The sequence below is a fragment of the Streptomyces genisteinicus genome, from assembly GCF_014489615.1.
Taxonomy (GTDB): Bacteria; Actinomycetota; Actinomycetes; order Streptomycetales; family Streptomycetaceae; genus Streptomyces; species Streptomyces genisteinicus.
Genome location: NZ_CP060825.1, coordinates 4,584,502 through 4,602,818 on the forward strand (window position 1 = coordinate 4,584,502; position 18,317 = coordinate 4,602,818).

The 18,317-nt window shown below is 71.7% G+C and carries 15 protein-coding genes; 6 read left to right on the forward strand and 9 right to left on the reverse strand.

Annotation, left to right across the window (positions count from 1 at the left end; all coding sequences use genetic code 11):
• Nucleotides 1–152 precede the first annotated feature (152 nt).
• On the forward strand, nucleotides 153–2,600 hold the full coding sequence (locus tag IAG43_RS20105) for a galactose oxidase family protein (protein WP_246574453.1): 2,448 nt from the start codon (nucleotides 153–155) through the stop codon (nucleotides 2,598–2,600).
• A 94-nt stretch (nucleotides 2,601–2,694) separates the two neighbouring features.
• Here IAG43_RS20105 and IAG43_RS20110 read toward each other — a convergent pair whose 3' ends face one another.
• Complete coding sequence (locus tag IAG43_RS20110; protein WP_187742084.1) at nucleotides 2,695–5,721, reverse strand: ABC transporter substrate-binding protein; 3,027 nt, start codon at nucleotides 5,719–5,721, stop codon at nucleotides 2,695–2,697.
• A 200-nt stretch (nucleotides 5,722–5,921) separates the two neighbouring features.
• Here IAG43_RS20110 and IAG43_RS20115 point away from each other — a divergent pair, with 200 nt between their 5' ends.
• A complete protein-coding gene (locus IAG43_RS20115) occupies nucleotides 5,922–7,022 on the forward strand; it encodes a chitinase (RefSeq protein WP_187742085.1) in 1,101 nt (366 codons plus the stop codon).
• Between the two features lie 42 nt (nucleotides 7,023–7,064).
• On the opposite strand, the gene IAG43_RS20120 is transcribed toward IAG43_RS20115, so the two are convergent.
• Entirely contained in the window at nucleotides 7,065–7,736 is a 672-nt protein-coding gene (locus tag IAG43_RS20120) for a TetR/AcrR family transcriptional regulator (RefSeq protein WP_484600520.1), read from the reverse strand.
• 151 nt (nucleotides 7,737–7,887) lie between these two features.
• Nucleotides 7,888–8,565 (reverse strand): PAQR family membrane homeostasis protein TrhA, encoded by a 678-nt coding sequence (gene trhA, locus IAG43_RS20125; protein ID WP_187742087.1) that lies wholly within the window; start codon nucleotides 8,563–8,565, stop codon nucleotides 7,888–7,890.
• Between the two features lie 254 nt (nucleotides 8,566–8,819).
• On the opposite strand from trhA, the gene IAG43_RS20130 reads away from it, so the two are divergent.
• Complete coding sequence (locus tag IAG43_RS20130) at nucleotides 8,820–10,643, forward strand: phosphoenolpyruvate carboxykinase (GTP) (RefSeq protein WP_187742088.1); 1,824 nt, start codon at nucleotides 8,820–8,822, stop codon at nucleotides 10,641–10,643.
• Between the two features lie 132 nt (nucleotides 10,644–10,775).
• Here the strand turns inward: IAG43_RS20130 and IAG43_RS20135 are convergent, their stop codons facing one another.
• Both IAG43_RS20135 and IAG43_RS20140 read right to left on the reverse strand, forming a co-directional pair.
• A complete protein-coding gene (locus IAG43_RS20135) occupies nucleotides 10,776–11,162 on the reverse strand; it encodes an SCO4983 family protein (RefSeq protein ID WP_187742089.1) in 387 nt (128 codons plus the stop codon).
• A 99-nt stretch (nucleotides 11,163–11,261) separates the two neighbouring features.
• A complete protein-coding gene (locus IAG43_RS20140) occupies nucleotides 11,262–12,473 on the reverse strand; it encodes a pyridoxal phosphate-dependent aminotransferase (protein WP_187742090.1) in 1,212 nt (403 codons plus the stop codon).
• A gap of 392 nt (nucleotides 12,474–12,865) precedes the next feature.
• Here IAG43_RS20140 and IAG43_RS20145 point away from each other — a divergent pair, with 392 nt between their 5' ends.
• On the forward strand, nucleotides 12,866–13,663 hold the full coding sequence (locus IAG43_RS20145) for a putative protein N(5)-glutamine methyltransferase (RefSeq protein ID WP_187742091.1): 798 nt from the start codon (nucleotides 12,866–12,868) through the stop codon (nucleotides 13,661–13,663).
• A 115-nt stretch (nucleotides 13,664–13,778) separates the two neighbouring features.
• Here the strand turns inward: IAG43_RS20145 and IAG43_RS20150 are convergent, their stop codons facing one another.
• The gene (locus IAG43_RS20150; protein ID WP_187742092.1) at nucleotides 13,779–14,012 is read right to left on the reverse strand and encodes a chaplin; all 234 of its coding nucleotides are present in this window, start codon (nucleotides 14,010–14,012) and stop codon (nucleotides 13,779–13,781) included.
• 442 nt (nucleotides 14,013–14,454) lie between these two features.
• Nucleotides 14,455–14,868, reverse strand: a complete 414-nt coding sequence (locus IAG43_RS20155; protein ID WP_187742093.1) for a rodlin — start codon at nucleotides 14,866–14,868, stop codon at nucleotides 14,455–14,457.
• Between the two features lie 228 nt (nucleotides 14,869–15,096).
• Here IAG43_RS20155 and IAG43_RS20160 point away from each other — a divergent pair, with 228 nt between their 5' ends.
• A complete protein-coding gene (locus tag IAG43_RS20160; RefSeq protein WP_187742094.1) occupies nucleotides 15,097–15,759 on the forward strand; it encodes a vitamin K epoxide reductase family protein in 663 nt (220 codons plus the stop codon).
• Between the two features lie 217 nt (nucleotides 15,760–15,976).
• Here IAG43_RS20160 and IAG43_RS20165 read toward each other — a convergent pair whose 3' ends face one another.
• Together IAG43_RS20165 and IAG43_RS20170 are read right to left on the reverse strand one after the other, a co-directional pair.
• Nucleotides 15,977–16,390, reverse strand: coding sequence for a rodlin (locus tag IAG43_RS20165; protein ID WP_187742095.1), 414 nt, complete (start codon nucleotides 16,388–16,390; stop codon nucleotides 15,977–15,979).
• A gap of 144 nt (nucleotides 16,391–16,534) precedes the next feature.
• Nucleotides 16,535–16,831, reverse strand: a complete 297-nt coding sequence (locus IAG43_RS20170) for a hypothetical protein (RefSeq protein WP_187742096.1) — start codon at nucleotides 16,829–16,831, stop codon at nucleotides 16,535–16,537.
• A 344-nt stretch (nucleotides 16,832–17,175) separates the two neighbouring features.
• Here IAG43_RS20170 and IAG43_RS20175 point away from each other — a divergent pair, with 344 nt between their 5' ends.
• A complete protein-coding gene (locus tag IAG43_RS20175; RefSeq protein ID WP_187742097.1) occupies nucleotides 17,176–18,288 on the forward strand; it encodes a DUF3344 domain-containing protein in 1,113 nt (370 codons plus the stop codon).
• The last annotated feature ends 29 nt before the right edge of the window (nucleotides 18,289–18,317 follow it).

Below are 18,317 nucleotides of genomic sequence, written 5' to 3' on the forward strand. Positions count from 1 at the left end.
CCCGCGCCGGTTGCGGCCGACGTTCCGTGGCCGGTTCCGCGCCGGTTGCGGCCGAGGTCCCGTAGCCGGCGCCCGGCGGACCGCCGCCGACCCCGGACGGGCAGTACCGACGGCGGCCACCGGCCGCCCACCCGCACGAAAGGGAACCGCCCATGTCACCACCCCTGCCGCCGCGCCGCAGACGGCGGACCGCGCTGCTCGCCGTCGCCACCATGACGTCGGCGCTGCTGATATCGGTCCCGCAGTCCGCGCAGGCCGGCCCGCCGAACCTGATCAGCAACCCCGGCTTCGAGACCGCCGGCACGGGAACCATGCCCGCCTGCTGGTCCCAGTCCGGCTGGGGCGACAACGACTACTCCTTCCAGACCGTCGCCGACGCCCACTCCGGCACCAAGGCCATGAAGGTCTCGCTCACCCGCCGGGTCGACGGCGACCGCAAGGCCCTGATCACCGAGAACACCGCCTGCGCGCCGACCGTCGTCCCGGACCGGCAGTACGACCTCTCGCTCTGGTACAAGTCCACGACGCCGGACGTCTCGGTCACGCTCTTCCGGCGCGACACCACGGCCGGCTGGCAGTACTGGACGGACCTGAAGACGCTGGAGACCAGCGCCGGTTACACCCGCGCCGAGGTCCGCACCCCGGCCGTCCCGCCGAACACGGACAAGATCGCGTGGGGCGTCTCGGTCTACGGCACCGGCTCCGTCACCACCGACGACTACGTGATGGAGGAGGTGTCCGTCCCCGCGCCCGAGCCGCAGTGCACCGGCACCCCCGAGGAGTGCCTGAAGGGCCGCTGGGACGTGCTGCCGGTGCAGAACCCGGTGCGCTCCATGCACTCGGTCGTCATGCACAACGGCAAGGTGCTGGTGATCGCGGGCTCCGGCAACGACGAGGCGATGTTCGAGGCGGGCACCTTCACCTCGGCGGTCTACGATCCCGAGGACGGCACCTGGCGCACCATCCCGACGCCGGTCGACATGTTCTGCGCGGGCCACGTCCAGCTGCAGGACGGCAGGATCCTCATCATGTCCGGGAACAAGGGCTACCCGTCCGCGGACGGCACGATCGGCTACCAGGGCCTGAAGGACTCCTTCGTCTTCGACCCGGAGACCGAGACCTACCTCCGCACCAACGACATGAACGGCGGCCACTGGTACCCGTCCGCGACCATCCTCGGCAACGGTGACGTCATCTCCTTCGGCGGCCTGAAGGAGGACTCCACCGGCAACGTGACCGCCGAGAAGTTCTCCGCGGCGCAGAACCGGTGGCTCCCGATGAACGAGGTCAACCAGACCTGGTCGTACTGGGGCCTGTACCCGGCGATGATCCTGATGCAGGACGGCCGGCTGTTCTACTCCGGCAGCCACACCTTCGGCAACGGCACCCCCGGCACCGGCGCCTCCATCTACGACTACGACGCCAACACGATCACCGACGTCCCGGGCCTGCGGGCGAAGGACGAACGCGACGAGTCGGCGAGCGTGCTGCTGCCGCCCGCCCAGGACCAGCGCGTCCTCACCATCGGCGGCGGCAACAACGAGACCAACCCGGTCGCCAACCGCTTCACCGACATCATCGACCTCAAGCAGCCGAACCCGGCCTACGTGCACGGCCCGCTGCTGCCGCAGGGCGAGGTCGACCAGGGCCAGGGCCGCAGGCCGCAGACGGGCGCCGAGGGCAAGATGTACGTCTCGGCCGTGCTCCTGCCCGACGGCAAGGTCTTCGAGACCGGCGGCGCGCTCCACGACCGGGCCGACCCGGTGTACGAGGCGTCGTTCTTCGACCCGGTGACCAACACCTACGAGCCCGGCCTCGCCACCGACCCGATTCCGCGCGGCTACCACTCCTCGTCGTTCCTGCTGCCGGACGGCCGCGTCATGTCCGTCGGCGACAACCCGGGGAACGGCACCTACAACCACAACGTGTCCGTCTACACGCCCCCGTACCTGCTGAAGGGCCCCCGGCCGAGGATCACCTCCGTCATCGACGGGGAGTGGACGTACGGGGACACCCAGCGGATCACCGTCGACCGGCCGATCGCGAAGGCGGAGCTGATCAGACCGGCCGCGGTCACCCACTCCTCCGACCCCAACCAGCGGTTCGTCGACCTGCCGCTGAGCGTCGACGGCAACAACGTCGACCTCAACGTCACCAGCAACCCGAACCTGGCCCCGCCGGGCTGGTACATGCTCTTCGCGGTCGACGCGGGCGGCGTCCCGTCGGTGGCCGAGTGGGTCCGCCTGGGCGGCCCGCCGGCCATGGCGGCCAAGGGGGCGGCAGGGCACCACGCGCCGTCGGCGCATGTGCACGAGTTCGCCGACGACCTGGCCGCCGAGCCCAAGAAGAAGCTGAAGAAGCGGAGTTCGGTTCCGGTCGACCCGCGGATCGCCGGCTGCGACCGCCACTACGGCACCGCGGGCGTCTGCGTGCCGACCGTGTTCCCGGAGTCGGTGAAGCCGACGACGGCGGCCCGCTGCCGGTGGCTCGCGGACCACGACTACGGCCGGCTGAGGGTCAACGGCGGCGACGACCCGCTGCGGCTCGACCCCGACCGCGACAAGGTGGCCTGCGGGAAGGGGGACCTGCGCAGGCGGTGACCGCCCGCGCCCGCGCCTGAGCCGGACGGCACCGGGCCCGGCCCGCCCCCCCGGGGGGCGGGCCGGGCCCGGTGGTGCCGGGGCGGCCGCTGCCTCAGGAGCCGCCGGTGCCCAGGGCCTGGATGTCGATCAGGTTGAACGCCTGGTGGACGTAGACGTTGGTCAGCCGCGGGTTGCGGTAGGCGACCGTCTTGTCGGCCATGATGGGCAGGTAGTACGCCCCGTCGGTGACCCTGTGGTTGATCTCCTGGTAGATCCGGCCCGCCGCGGCGGGGTCGGTCTCGGCCGCCGCCTTGTCGAACAGCTCGTCGATCCGGGGGTCCTCGATCTGGGCGTAGTTGGAGTTGCCGCTCGGGCGCAGCTGGCGGCTGTCGGCCAGGGGCTGGAGGAAGCCCGCGCCCGTCGGGTAGTCGGCGCCCCAGCCCAGGATCAGCACGGCGATGTTCTTCTTCTTCTGCGTGGAGGGCGAGCCGATCGCGGAGTAGTAGCCCCCGAAGTCGTCGAACTCCTCGATCTCCAGGGTGATGCCGGCCGCCTTCAGCTGGTTCCTGAGCGCGGTCGCCATGGTCACGTCCTTGACGTTCTCGCCGCGCACGGCCGCCTTCACGGTGAAGCCGTCGGGCTTGCCGCACGCCTTCAGGGCCTCGGCGGCCTTGTCGAGCTGCTGCTTGCCCTTCGCCACGCCGAACGGGTCGTAGGAGTCCGCGCCCAGCAGCGTCGGCGGCAGCGTGTTGCCGTGCAGTGAGCCGAACGACGGACCGCCGCGCGCCGACCGCAGGTTGTCCGTGCCGGTCGCGTACACCAGCGCCTTGCGGCAGTCCGCGTTGTCCAGCGGAGCGGTCTTCGAGATCATCGTGACCATGCGGAGGTAGCCGCTGTGGGGGTTGTCCGCGTCGGTCTTCAGCTTCTCGTCCCCGAGGACCTTGATGACCGCCTGCTGGGAGAGTCCGGTCTGCGCGGCGTCGAGGTCGGCGTCGCCCGCGAGCAGCCGTGCTTCGGCCGCCTCGGGGTCGTTGGTGACGGTCAGCTCGACCTTGTCCGGCAGCGCCTTGCGCAGCGGGTCCGAGGCGGCGTCCCAGTTCTCGTTGCGGACGAGGACGAGCCGCCGCCCCGGCTCGTAGCTGTCGAACCGGTAGGGGCCCGAGGAGACGGGCTTCGTCCCGTAGTCCTTCCCGGTGTCCTTCGCCCGGGGGACGGGGGCCGTCGCGCCCAGGGTGAGCAGATAGGGGAACTGGGAGTCGGCCTCGGCCAGGGTGAAGACGATCGTCCGGTCGTCCGGGGTCCCGACCGACTTCAGCCCCGTCGCGCCGCCCCTGTAGGGGCCCGGGTAGTCCTGGCCCTGGTCCAGCTTCTCGACGAGATAGGTCGGCCCGCCGGCGAGGAGGTCCTGGGCGAAGGTCCGCTCGATGCCGTACTTCACGTCGGCGGAGGTGATCGGGGAGCCGTCCTCGAAGGTCAGACCGGAGCGCAGGGTGAGGGTGTACGTCCGGCCGTCGGCGGACACCTCGGGCTCGGCCTCGGCCAGGTCCGGGACGAGTTCGAGGCCCTTGCCGCCGGGCTCGGGCGCGTAGGTCAGCAGCGTGCGGGTGTACAGGCGCTGGGTGTTCCAGACCCACCCGTAGTACGAGCGGGCCGGATCCCAGGAGTCGGCGTCCTGGGAGCTGACCAGCCTGAGCGTGCCGCCCTTCTTGTCGGAGGCGTTCACGACGTGCCCGACCGCGGCGTCGAAGCCCTTCGCCGGGGTGGCGTCGCCCTTGCCGTCACCCTGTCCCTGCGTCTGCTCCTTCCTGTCGTCGGCCCGCATCTTCAGGACGACGCCGGTGACGCCGCCGCCGGCGACCAGGGCCACGGTGAGGGCGATCGCCGTGATCCGGCGGCGCCGCGCGCGGGCGGGGCCGTCCGCGCCGGGACCCTTCGGGTGCGCCGGGTAGGGCGTCACCGGCCCGCTCACCAGGTGCGGCGGGACCGACGGCGGGGGGAAGGCGGGCGGCCGGGACGGCGGCGCCGGTTCGCCCTGCGGCCGGGTGGTGCCCGGCCAGGGCGCGGGCGTCGTCCCCGCCGCCGGTCCCGGCGGCGGGGACGCGTCGGCGGGGGAGGGAGGCGGCGGGGCCGCGTCCGGTACCGGGCCGGGCGTCGGGGAGGGGTCCGGACGCGGGGCGGGCGTCTGCTCCCCGGGGCGCTTCGCGAGGTCGATCCGGGGGTCGGACGCGGGCACCGGAGGGGCGCTCCCGTCGCGGCCCGCGACGGCCGACGCGATGGCGGGGGGCAGCCAGTTCATCGCCTCCGGCAGTCCGCCGGCGAGAGTGTGGGCGCCCGTGTCGCCGAGCAGGCGGCCGAACTCCGCGAGCAGTTCGGGGAGGGTGGGCCGCTGCGCCGGGTCCTTCTCCAGGCAGCGCCGGATGAACTCCGTCTCCGGCGGCAGCCCCCGCAGCTCCGGGTCCTGGTAGACCGCGCGGAAGTTCACCGAGTGCGCGGCGCCCGTGCCGAAGGGGCTCGTCCCGGTGCCGGCGAAGGCCAGCACCGCGCCCAGCGCGAACACGTCGCTCGCCGGCCCGACGCTCTGCCCCATCACCTGCTCCGGCGACATGAAGCCGGGGGTGCCGATCACCATGCCCGTCTGCGTCAGGGCACTGGCCTCGGTGACGATCGAGATGCCGAAGTCGATCACCCGGGGGCCGTCGGCGGCGAGCAGCACGTTCGACGGCTTCAGGTCCCGGTGGATCAGCCCCGCCGCGTGGATGGCCTCCAGCGCCTCGACCAGTCCGGCGCCGAGGACGAGCAGGGAGGCGCGGGGCCACGCCCCGTGGACGCGCACCGCCTCCTCCAGCGGCAGGCCGGGGACGTAGGCGGTGGCCAGCCAGGCGGGGGAGCCCGCCGGGTCGGCGTCGACGACGGCGGCGGTGAAGAATCCGGTGACCCGGCGGGCCGCCTCCACCTCGCGGGCGAAGCGCCGCTGGAAGTCCGGCTCCCCGGCCAGTTCGTCGCGCACCACCTTGACGGCGACCATCCGGCCGCTCGTGGAACGCCCCAGGTACACCCGGCCCATGCCACCCGCGCCGAGGCGCGCGAGGATCCGGTACCGCCCGACCTGTCGTGGATCTGCCGCATCCAGCGCCTGCACGCCGCCCCCAGCCTCTGACCCCGCCCCCGGGGGATCGTCAAAGGCGATTACATCAGACGGGACGCGTCCGCCGCCCCCGGACAACCCGCTTGTGCCCCGGGGCCGTTGGCCGGCGGACCCATTGACGAAAGGTCTGGACCATTCTACGGTCGACGGCACTGCACGCCCAGGACCTTCCCCCACAGTCCCCAGGAGCACGCATGCCCGGTCACCGGATCGCACGGACCCTCGTCACCGGCCTCGCGGCGGCGCTCGCCGCCACCGCTCTCGCGGGCCCCTCCGCGGCGGCGGACACCGCCGGCGCCGGGAAGGACGGGACGCCCCGCCCCGCGGCGGCCGCCGCCGACACCTGCGCCGTCAAGTCGAAGCCCGCCGGCAAGATCCTCCAGGGCTACTGGGAGAACTGGGACGGAGCGGCCAACGGCGTCCACCCGCCGTTCGGCTGGACGCCGATCGACGACTCCCGGCTCCCCGCCCACGGGTACAACGTCCTCAACGCCGCCTTCCCCGTGATCCTCTCCGACGGCACGGTGAAGTGGGAGGACGGTATGGACAGCACCGTGAAGGTCGGCACCCCCGCCCAGATGTGCGCGGCCAAGGCCGCCGGCGCCACCCTCCTGCTCTCCATCGGCGGGGCCGCCGCGGGCATCGACCTCAACTCCCGGGCGGTCGCCGACCGGTTCGTCGAGACCGTGGTCCCGATCCTGAAGAAGTACAACTTCGACGGCATCGACATCGACATCGAGACCGGTCTCGTCGGCAGCGGCTCCATCGCGCAGCCGTCCCCGTCGCAGGCGAACCTGATCCGCATCATCGACGGCGTGCTCGCCCGGATGCCGGCGAACTTCGGCCTGACGATGGCGCCGGAGACCGCGTACGTCACGGGCGGCAGCGTGGCCTACGGATCGATCTGGGGGGCCTACCTGCCGGTCATCAAGAAGTACGCGGACAACGGCCGCCTGTGGTGGCTCAACATGCAGTACTACAACGGCAGCATGTACGGCTGCTCCGGCGACTCCTACGCCGCCGGGACGGTCGCCGGGTTCGTCGCCCAGACGGACTGCCTGGACAAGGGGCTGGTCGTGCAGGGCACCACGATCAGGGTGCCCTACGACAAGCAGGCCCCCGGACTCCCCGCCCAGCCCGGCGCGGGCGGCGGGTACATGGCGCCCGGCGCGGTCGCCCAGGCGTGGAACCACTACCGCGGGGCGCTCAAGGGCCTCATGACATGGTCCGCCAACTGGGACGGCTCCAAGGGGTGGACCTTCGGCGACAACGTGAAGGCGCTCCAGGGCCGGTAGGCGCCACGGGCCGCGGACACGGCCCGTGCGGTCCGGACGCGGTCACGCCGGCGCGCCGCCGCCGTGCCCGCCCGTGCGCAGCCCGCTCTCCAGCAGGTCGAGGGTGCGGTGCACGAGAGCGGCCAGGTCCTGCTGCCGGTCGCCGCACTCGGCCCAGTGGACCAGTGCCTCCCGCAGCGCGCCCGTCACGGCCGCCGTGAGGACGCGTATCTCCAGGTCGCCGGGGTCGCGGCCGGCCCGCGCGGCGAGGGCCGCGGCCAGCACCCGGGAGGTCTCCGCCAGCGATCCGGTCATCCGGGCCCGCAGGGCGGGGACCTCCGTCAGCAGTCTGCGGCGCTGCCGCGTCGCCTCGGGCTCGTGCTCGGCGACGGCGGCGACCGCGTCCGCGAGGACGATCCGCAGGGAGGTGAGGGGGTCCTCGTCGGCGGGACGCGCCCGGAGGGCCGCCACCACGGCCGGGTCGTACTCGTCGGTGAGGACGATGTCCTCCTTGGCGGGGAAGTAGCGGAACACCGTGGAGGGCGAGACCTCCGCGGCGTCGGCGATCTGCTCGATCGTCGTGGCGTCCCAGCCCTGTTCGGCGATGAGGCGGAAGGTCGCGCGGCGGATCGCGATGCGCGTCCTGATCTTCTTGCGCTCCCGCAGACCGAGTGTCCGGTCGAGCGGGTCGGGGGCGCGGATCACGGGCGGCGGTGTCGGTGCGGTGGCGGCCATGGCACTCATTCTCGGCCATTGGCGCAGCTCCCCGGCCGGTCTCCCGGCCTGCTCCCCTCCGCTCCGGCCGTGGGCTGGGCGCCGTCGGGGAGGCCCGGCGGGCGACGGGCGGCCGCGCTCGGGAGTGCCGGCGGGCGACGGGCGGCCGCGCTCAGGAGTGCTGGTAGGCGACGAGCGAGATGCCCACGTAGTGCACCACGAACGCGGCCAGCGTGAGCGAGTGGAAGACCTCGTGGAAGCCGAACCAGCGCGGGGACGGGTTGGGCCGCTTCATGCCGTAGATCACGCCGCCGGCGCTGTAGAGCAGTCCGCCGACGATCACCAGGACGAGGACCGCGATGCCGCCCTTGCGCATGAAGTCGGGGAGGAAGAAGACCGCCGCCCAGCCCATCGCGATGTAGCAGGGCGTGTACAGCCAGCGCGGGGCGCCGACCCAGAAGACCCGGAAGGCGATGCCCGCGGCCGCCGCCGCCCAGACCGCCCAGAGCAGGACCCGCCCTGTGGAGTCGGGGAGCAGCAGCAGGGTGAGCGGCGTGTAGGTGCCGGCGATGATCAGGAAGATGTTGGCGTGGTCGAGCCGCCGCAGGACGGCGGTGGCCCTCGGCCCCCAGGTGCCCCGGTGGTAGAGGGCGCTCACGCCGAACAGCAGGCAGGCGGTGAGGGCGTAGATGCCGCAGGCGATCTGTCCGCGGGTGGAGTCGGCGAGAGCGGTCAGCACGATCCCGGAGACGAGAGCGGCGGGGAACATGCCCGCGTGGAGCCAGCCGCGGAGCCGGGGCTTCACCTGCTGGAGGGCGTTCTCGGTCGCTTCGAGTGCGGCTGAAGTCATGCCGGAATGCTACCTACGCGACCGTAGGTAACGGGAGCCGAGTGGCGACGTTCACGCGCCCGGAGCGACGCACCGCACATGTGGCGATCCTCACGCACATATGGGCACGCTCAGGTGAGGGGCCCTCTGGACATATGGGCGTCCGGCATCGATGATCAGATGAGTGCGGTCGGCACCGGATGAGCGCCTACGAAGCGTCCGGGTCGCAGCCCCCACGGGGCAACAAACTACAAACCCCTCACTTAGGAGCAATCGTGGCGCGCGACAACGCGGCTCCCGGCACCGCCCCGACCAACCACCAGGAACTGATCCGCTGGGTCGACGAGATCGCGGCGATCACCCAGCCGGAGCGCATCGTCTGGTGCGACGGCTCGGAGGCGGAGTACGAGCGCCTCGCCGAGGAACTGGTGGCCAAGGGCACCTTCCGGAAACTCGACCCCGTCAAGCGTCCGAACTCGTACTACGCCGCCTCCGACCCGACCGACGTCGCGCGCGTCGAGGACCGGACCTTCATCTGCTCCGAGAAGGAGGAGGACGCGGGCCCGACCAACCACTGGAAGGCCCCCGCGGAGATGAAGGAGATCTTCGCGGGCGAGCAGGGCATCTTCCGCGGCTCCATGAAGGGCCGCACGATGTACGTCGTGCCCTTCTGCATGGGCCCGCTCGGCTCCCCGCTCTCCGCGATCGGCGTCGAGATCACCGACTCCGCCTACGTCGCCGTCTCCATGCGCACCATGACCCGCATGGGACAGCCCGTCCTCGACGAGCTCGGCGACGACGGCTTCTTCGTCAAGGCGGTCCACACCCTCGGCGCCCCGCTCGCCGAGGGCGAGCAGGACGTGCCGTGGCCGTGCAACTCCACCAAGTACATCTCGCACTTCCCCGAGACGCGTGAGATCTGGTCCTTCGGCTCCGGCTACGGTGGCAACGCCCTGCTCGGCAAGAAGTGCTACGCCCTGCGCATCGCCTCCGTCATGGCGCGCGACGAGGGCTGGCTGGCCGAGCACATGCTCATCCTCAAGCTGACCCCGCCGCAGGGCGAGTCCAGGTACATCGCCGCCGCGTTCCCGTCCGCCTGCGGCAAGACCAACCTCGCCATGCTGGAGCCGACGATCCCCGGCTGGACGGTCGAGACCATCGGCGACGACATCGCCTGGATGCGCTTCGGCGAGGACGGCCGCCTCTACGCGATCAACCCGGAGGCCGGCTTCTTCGGCGTCGCGCCCGGCACCGGCGAGCACACCAACGCCAACGCCATGAAGACGCTCTGGGGCAACGCCGTCTTCACCAACGTCGCCCTCACCGACGACAACGACATCTGGTGGGAGGGCATGACCGAGACGGCGCCCGCCCACCTCACGGACTGGAAGGGCAACGACTGGACGCCCGCGTCCGACACCCCGGCCGCCCACCCCAACGCCCGCTTCACCGTGCCGGCCTCGCAGTGCCCGATCGCCGCTCCCGAGTGGGAGGACCCGAAGGGCGTGCCGATCTCGGCGATCCTCTTCGGCGGCCGCCGCGCCTCCGCCGTCCCGCTGGTCACCGAGTCCTTCGACTGGAACCACGGCGTCTTCCTCGGCGCCAACGTCGCCTCCGAGAAGACCGCCGCCGCCGAGGGCAAGGTCGGCGAGCTGCGCCGCGACCCCTTCGCGATGCTGCCGTTCTGCGGCTACAACATGGGCGACTACATGGCCCACTGGGTCAAGGTCGGCGCCTCGGCCGACGCCGCCAAGCTCCCGAAGATCTACTACGTCAACTGGTTCCGCAAGAACGACGCGGGCAAGTTCGTCTGGCCCGGCTTCGGCGAGAACAGCCGCGTGCTGAAGTGGATCGTGGAGCGCCTCGACGGCAGCGCCGAGGGCGTCGAGACCCCCATCGGCATCCTGCCGACGCGTGCGTCGCTCGACACCGACGGTCTCGACCTCGCCGACGACGACCTCGACTTCCTGCTGAAGGTCGACACCGAGGTCTGGCGCGAGGAGGCCGCCCTGGTCCCCGAGCACCTCAACACCTTCGGCGACCACACGCCCGAGGAGCTGTGGGACGAGTACCGGTCCCTCGTCTCCCGACTGGGCTGACCCGCAGGACGGACGGACGGCCCCGGAGCACACCGCTCCGGGGCCGTCCGGCGTTCCCGGCCGCCGCTCGGGGGCGGCCGGCGGGGGAGTGGCAACCCGGTCCGCGGCCTCCCCGGCCGCGGACCGGGGCCGTCAGGAGGTGCCGACCAGGTGGCGGCCCTTCAGGGCGGCCGCGTGCGCGTCCATGCGCTGCGCGGCCAGGATCGCGACGGCCGTGTCCGCGCGGGAGGCGGCGACGACCAGGGCGCGGCCCGCGAGGGCGTGGGCGCGCCGGTGGAGGGCGGCGTCGTCGGAGCGGCTGAGCGCCGCGTGCCGCGCGGGCGGTGCCCCGCGGAGCCGGGCCACCTGCCCGGCGACGGCCTCCGCGGCCTCGTCGAGGCCGAGCTCGTCGGTGACGGCGAGCAGGGCGGCGAGGTGCCCGGCGAGCTGGATGTCCAGCTCCTCCTCGCGGCTGCGGTGGGGGGACGGGGCGTCGTCGGCCATCGAGTGGACCGACTTGCTGCGGATCGGCTCGTACATGGGGGATGGCCTCCTGCTCACGGTCAGGAGACCATCCTACATTGGATTCAGTCTAAAGTTGATGTCGTTCGCGAGATCGTTCCGGGCCGGGGCCGGCGCTCAGTGCTGGCTGTAGCCGTCCAGGAAGCTGCCGATCCGGGTCACCGCGTCCGCCAGCTCGTCCGCCGCGGGCAGCGTCACGATGCGGAAGTGGTCCGGTTCCGGCCAGTTGAAGCCCGACCCGTGCACGACCATGATCTTCTCGGCGCGCAGCAGGTCCAGCACCATCTGCCGGTCGTCCTTGATCTTGTAGACCGAGGAGTCCAGCCGCGGGAACAGGTACAGGGCCCCCTTGGGCTTCACGCAGGTGATGCCGGGGATCTGCGTCAGCAGGTCGTACGCGGTGTCGCGCTGCTCCAGCAGGCGTCCGCCCGGCAGCACCAGCTGCTCGATCGACTGCCGCCCCCCGAGCGCCGTGGCGACGGCGTGCTGCGACGGCATGTTGGCGCACAGCCGCATGTTGGCCAGGATCGTCAGCCCCTCGATGTACGAGGAGGCGTGCGCCTTGGGCCCGCACACCGCGAGCCATCCCGAGCGGTAGCCCGCGACCCGGTAGTTCTTGGAGAGCCCGTTGAAGGTCAGGACCAGCAGATCGGGGGCGATCGCCGCGGTCGGCGTGTGGGTGGCGCCGTCGTAGAGGATCCGGTCGTAGATCTCGTCCGAGCAGATCACCAGGTTGTGCCGCCGGGCGATCTCGGTGAGGGAGCGCAGCATCGCGTCGTCGTAGACCGCGCCGGTGGGGTTGTTCGGGTTGATGATCACGATCGCCTTGGTGCGGTCGGTGATCTTCCGCTCGATGTCCGCCAGGTCCGGCATCCAGTCCGACTGCTCGTCGCACCGGTAGTGCACGGCCGTGCCGCCGGACAGCGAGACCGACGCCGTCCACAGCGGGTAGTCCGGCGACGGCACCAGCACCTCGTCCCCGTCGTCGAGCAGGGCCTGCATCGACATCTGGATCAGCTCGGAGACGCCGTTGCCCAGGTAGACGTCCTCGACGTCGAGGTCGATCCCCTTGGTCTGGTAGTGCTGCATCACGCCGCGGCGGGCGGAGAGCAGGCCCTTGGCGTCGCCGTACCCGTGGGCGCTGCCGACGTTGCGCAGGATGTCCTCGAGGATCTCCGGCGGGCACTCGAAACCGAAGGCCGCGGGGTTGCCCGTGTTGAGCTTGAGGATGCGGTGGCCCGCCGCCTCGAGCCGCATCGCCTCCTCGAGGACCGGGCCCCGGATCTCGTAACAGACATTGGCGAGCTTCGTGGACTGGATCACCTGCATGCCGCGAGGTTACCGGGGCGCGCGGGTGATCGCTCCGGTTCGTGCACCGCGGAAAACAGGGGGGTGAATGTCCCGGTTTGATGCTTCCGGTGGCAGGGGTGCCCGGCGCCCTTCGAATGGTGCCCCGCTCCGGTCGGCGGCCTGTGATTCCCACGCGCGGCACGGCGGTGTTGCGCTCGTCACCCCGGTGTCCCGGCCGGTCGGGACACCGGGGCCGTGGAGCCCCGGACGGGTGAGACGGGTGCGGTACTGTGTGCGTCCGCGCATGTCAGGACCGACCCGGGAGGTGAGCCCGATCACCGCAGTCGCAGGCCGGGTGCCCTCTTCCGCAGGCCGTGCGGTCCGCCTCTAGGTGACCGCGAGGGCGCCCTCGGGTACCCGAAAGGCTTTCCATGCCGGTTCCGCCGACATCTCCCGCTCTTCCCTCCGTCGTCACCGCGCTGCGTGCCGCGGGCTGCGTTTTCGCCGAGGACGAGGCCGTGCTTCTCGCGGCCGCCGCGCACGACACCGCCGAACTGCTCGCCATGGCCGCGCGCCGCGCCGTCGGCCTCCCTCTCGAACACGTCGTCGGCTGGGCCGAGTTCCGCGGTCTGCGGATCGCCGTGGACGCCGGCGTCTTCGTCCCCCGCCGGCGGACCGAGTTCCTCGTGGAGCGCGCCGTTGCCGCCGCCCCGCCCGGGGCCGTCGTGGTCGATCTCTGCTGCGGCTCCGGGGCGCTCGGCGCGGCGGTGGTCGACGCGCTCGGCGGCGGCGAGCTCCACGCCGCCGACATCGAGCCCGCGGCCGTGGACTGCGCCCGCCGCAACGTCGGGCCGCTCGGGGGCGTGGTGCACGAAGGGGACCTCTACGCACCCCTGCCCGCGCGGCTGCGGGGGCGCGTCGACATCCTCCTCGCCAACGCCCCTTACGTGCCCACGGGCGAAGTCGCCCTGCTGCCCGCCGAGGCCCGGGACCACGAACCGCTCGTCGCCCTCGACGGGGGTGCCGACGGGCTGGACGTCCAGCGCCGGGTCGTCGCGGGCGCGGGCGAGTGGCTGGCGCCGGGCGGGGTGCTGTTCGTCGAGACCAGCGGACGGCAGACGCCGTGGACGGTGGCGGCGTTCACCGCGCACGGCCTCGCTCCGCGGGTCGACGTCTGCGGGGAGCGCGAGGCCACCGTCGTCAGCGGCGCCAGGGCGGCGGCCCGGTAGCGGCACCGCCCTCGGCCGCGATGAGCGAAGCCCCTCGACGCACGAAACCCCGGGAGGCGGTGGACACCTCCCGGGGCTTCCCCGTCACCGCGCCCCGGGGCGCGGTGACGGCATGTCAGGCGTTGATGCAGGTGTTGCCGAACGTCGGGTTCAGCAGCGCGAGCACGTTGATCGAGTTGCCGCAGACGTTCACGGGGATGTGGATCGGGACCTGGATCACGTTGCCCGACAGCACACCCGGGGAACCGACAGCGGCGCCGGCGGCACCCGCGTCGGCCATGGCGGGCGTGGCACCGCCGAGCGCCAGGACGAGACCGGCGGCAACGGCGGCAGCCTTCTTGTGCATCATTTCGATCCTTTCAGCAGGGGCGCGGTACACGGCGCGGCCTTCGCGCCGCGCAGCCGCATCAGGAGTGCTGCGGGCGTGCGCCTCCGCAGACTGGTAACGATCTGCTTCCCGATGGGAAACCGGTCGGCGACGGCCGGTTCGAAAAGTCACTCGTATGCCTCACCGATAATGAGGCGAACCGCTCGACGGAAACCCGAACCGAAAGGAGGATCATGTGATGAATTAATCGTTGAGGGGTCGCCGGTCGGGGTGGTGCATTCCGCCCGGTGATGACGAAACGGGGATTGCCGGAAGCGGAGAGCATCAAGGGCCGAAAAGGGGTGGTCCGGAAATCGACGGAACCGGGCATCGGTGCTTCCGGCGGGCGGGGGAGGAATCGTGACCGGGCAAGGGGAATGCCCCCGGGCGCGGGGCGCTCGGGGGCATTCCTCGGACCGCTGCGTCAGTCGCGGGCGGAGACGCCGTTCTCCGACAGGATCGGGATGTCGCTGAGGATGTGCGACAGGGGCTCGTCGCCCTTGGCCTGCGTCGAGTTCTCGACGCACTGCTGGTTCTGCGGGGCGGACAGGATCGGGATGTCCTGGACCGCGATCGGGACGAGACCGACCAGCGAACCGACGTTGGCCTTGGCCGGCAGGCCGATGCAGGGCTTGTTCAGCGAACCCTGGACCAGGCTCATCTGCGGGCTCATGTCGCCGTGGGTGGCGGCGTTGCCGTAGGACTGCGAGGCGCCGGTGCCGCTCTCCGAGAAGGTGCCCTCGTTGTCGCCGACGGCGAGAGCCTGCGGGGCCATGGCCGCGCCGGCGCCCACCATCGAAGCGGTGACCATGGCCGTCGTCAGAATCTTCTTGATCACTTACTTGTCCCTTTTCTTTGTGAACGCGCGAACGCGGTGCAGCCTGATCAACAGACGGTCGCCGCGTTTGGTTGCGGGCGTTCACCCGAATGCCGCACCCCATCCGTATTGCGCCACCTGGGGCGTCGGATCCGCGCGGGGTGATGAATGGATTCTTCACCCCGGGGGCCGCTGTCCGGTGCGGCACAATGGGCGAATCCATCGAGCCGAGCGAGCGGTGAATTCCCTATGACGATGTCGACCACCGGAAATCTGTCCGTCGAACAGCGCGACAGGCGAGGCGGCCACCGCGCCGCGCGGGACGACGCGGCGGGCGGCGTGGGGGCGGGCCGGGCCTTCGCGTGGATGCTGGTGGTCACCGGGGCCGCCGGGGTGCTGGCCGCGTGGGTGATCACCATCGACAAGTTCAGACTGCTCCAGGATCCGGGCTTCACGCCGGGGTGCAGCCTGAACCCGGTGGTCTCCTGCGGCAGCATCATGAAGAGCGAGCAGGCCGCGGTCTTCGGCTTCCCCAACCCGATGCTGGGCCTGGTCACCTACGCCGTCGTCGTCGCGATCGGCTCCGGGCTGCTGGCGGGCGCCCGCTACCGCCGCTGGTACTGGCTCGGGCTGAACGCCGGCTGCCTCTTCGGCGTCGGGTTCTGCACCTGGCTGATGCAGCAGTCGCTGTACGAGATCAACGCCCTGTGCCTGTGGTGCTCGCTGGCGTGGACGGCGACCGTCGTCATGTTCTGGTACGTCACCGCGCACAACGTCCGCCACCGCCTGCTGCCCGCCCCCGCCGCCGTGCGCACCTTCTTCGGGGAGTTCGCCTGGGCGCCGCCGGTGCTGCACATCGGGGTGATCGGCATGCTGGTCCTGACCCGCTGGTGGGACTTCTGGACCTCCTGACCGCGCGGACGGCCGCGCGGACGACTGCGCGGACGGGGCGCTCGGACCGGGTCCGCCGTCCCCCGCCCCGCAGGAGGGCGGGGGCGCGGTGCACCCCGGGCGGGGGCGACGGCCGCCCCCGCCGGTGAAGCCACGGAGGTTCCCGCGGCCCCTCCCCGGTCCGCGACGCGGAGAAGCCCCGGTCGCCTGGCGGCGCCGGGGCTCCTCCTGCGGTGTGTCAGCTGCGGGCGGAGGCGCCGTTCGCGGACAGGACCGGGATGTCGTTCAGGATGTGCGACAGCGGCTCGTCACCCTTGGCCTGGGTGGAGTTCTCGACGCACTGCTGGTTCTGCGGGGCCGACAGGATCGGGATGTCCTGCAGCGCGACCGGGATGGCACCGACCAGGGAGCCGACGTTGGCCTTCAGCGGCAGGCCGACACACGGCTTGTTCAGCGAGCCCTGGACGAGGCTCATCTGGGGGCTCATGTCGCCGTACGTCTCCGCGTTGCCGTACTCCTGGGAGGAGTCGTTGCCGCTCTTGGAGAACGTGCCCTCGTTGTCGCCGACGGCCATAGCCTGAGGCGCCATGGCGGCACCTGCGGCAGCCACGGAGAGCGAGAGCGCCGCCGTAGCCACAACCTTCTTGAACATGTTCCGTCCTTCTGTTTCGGAATTGCCCACCATCGGAGCTGCCTGCCCAACCGCGGTCCCGGCCATTTGGTTCTCTCGGTTCACTCCAAAGGCCCTCTTTCGCACGGCTGCTGACGCGGGGCCGAACAGCGATACGGGCGCGGATCAGCCGCCGAGGGAAATTCCGCCGAGCATCGGCGTCGTCGCCGCGGCGGTCTTCAGGACCTGTTCGGGCGCGTTTCCGCGGAGGTTGTTGAGCTCCATCACGGCCTCGGTCGCCTGGCCCACGGCGGGGCCGGCCTGGGTGACGTCGTCCAGCTGCGGAAGGGTGGAGACCGCCTCGGCGACACCGCCGTTGAGGCTCATGGGGACGGAGTCGGCCCCCGCGGCGAACGCCGGAGCGCCCGCACCCAGCGCCGCCACGGAACCGGCGAGCACGACAGCAGCCCTCGAGTACTTCATTCTTCACAGTCCTATTCCCGGCGGTGTTCTCCGCCGTCCCAGGGCTAACGAGCCGCCGGGCGCGGGGAAACCCCTTGCGGGGGAGCGCACCGGGCGGGCGTACGGCGTCCGGGGCGTCGAGGACAAGGAACGAGCAACTCGCCGCAGAGTCACGCGATATCACACGATGGAATGGACCGCGGGTACGGGGGGCGCGCGACACGCCGCGCGCAACGTGCCAGTAAGCGACGGAAATGCGAGCACCACCAGATGGTCGAACGAACGAGTCCCGCGTGATTTCCCTTCGCCTTTCTGACAAAGTGCACTCCTGTTTTGTCGCGTTGACCGAAATTGGGGAGTCAGTCATGCGGAAGTCGTCAGGCTTCGCCGCGCGAGGCGTCCGGTGCGCACTGCTCTGCACGGCGCTCCTCCTCGCTCCGATCACGGCCGCCGCCGCACCCGCGCCCGCCCCCGGGAGCACGGCTCCGGGGGAGTCGCCCCGTATCCCGTTCACCCAGCGCTACCACGCCGTGCACCACGGCGGAATCGTCCGGCTGGCCAACTCGGCCATCACCTGCCGGACCCCCGAGAAGGCGTCGGCCGCCTCCTGCGCGGACCTGCGGCGCGGCGCCGACGGCGCCAACGGCGACTACGAGATGTTCTACGTCGACCTCGACGACGACCCCAACACCTACAACTCCACCCGTGCCGCCCTCGCCCTTCCCGAGGGCTCCGAGGTCCGCTACGCGCGGCTGTACTGGGGAGGCAACCTGCGGGTCGGGGAGCAGAAGCCGCCGAAGGACAACGGCCGCGTGCTCATCGCCGAACCCGGCGGCCGCTACAAGGAGGTCCTCGCCGACACCCGCGTCGCCCACCGGGACGCCGACGGCACGGACGCCTACCAGGCCTCCGCCGACATCACGCCGCTGGTCCGCGACAGCCGCTCCGGCTACTGGACCGTGGCCCAGGTCAACGTGGCCATGGGCCACACCGAGGCGGGCGCCTGGGGCGGCTGGACCCTCGTCGTCGCCTACGAGAACGACCGCGAGCCGCTGCGCGAACTCGCCCTGTGGGACGGCTTCGAGACGGTCGGCGGCCGCTCCGCCCACCGGGTGACGCTCGGCGGCCTCGGCATCGGCGCCCGGGCCGCCGGACGCGCCGGCATCGTCGCCTACGACGGCGACCGCGGCGCACGGGGCGACGCGGTGACCGTGGCGGCGCCCGGCCGGACCCCCGTCCCGCTGGCCGACCCGGCCAATCCGCGCGACGACGCGATGAACTCCACCATCACCGACCTCGGCCGGCCGCTCGCCGGACTGCGGCCCGCGTACCGCAACACCCTGGGGTACGACTCGGACGTCCTCGACATCACGCCCGCGCTCGCCGCCGGCGCGAAGGCGCTGACCTTCCGTTTCACCGGCGAGGAGAACGGCTTCTTCCTCGGCGCCCTGTTCGTGCAGGCCGACGCGCGCCGCTGAGCGACCGCCTCCACCACGACCGCCCCTCA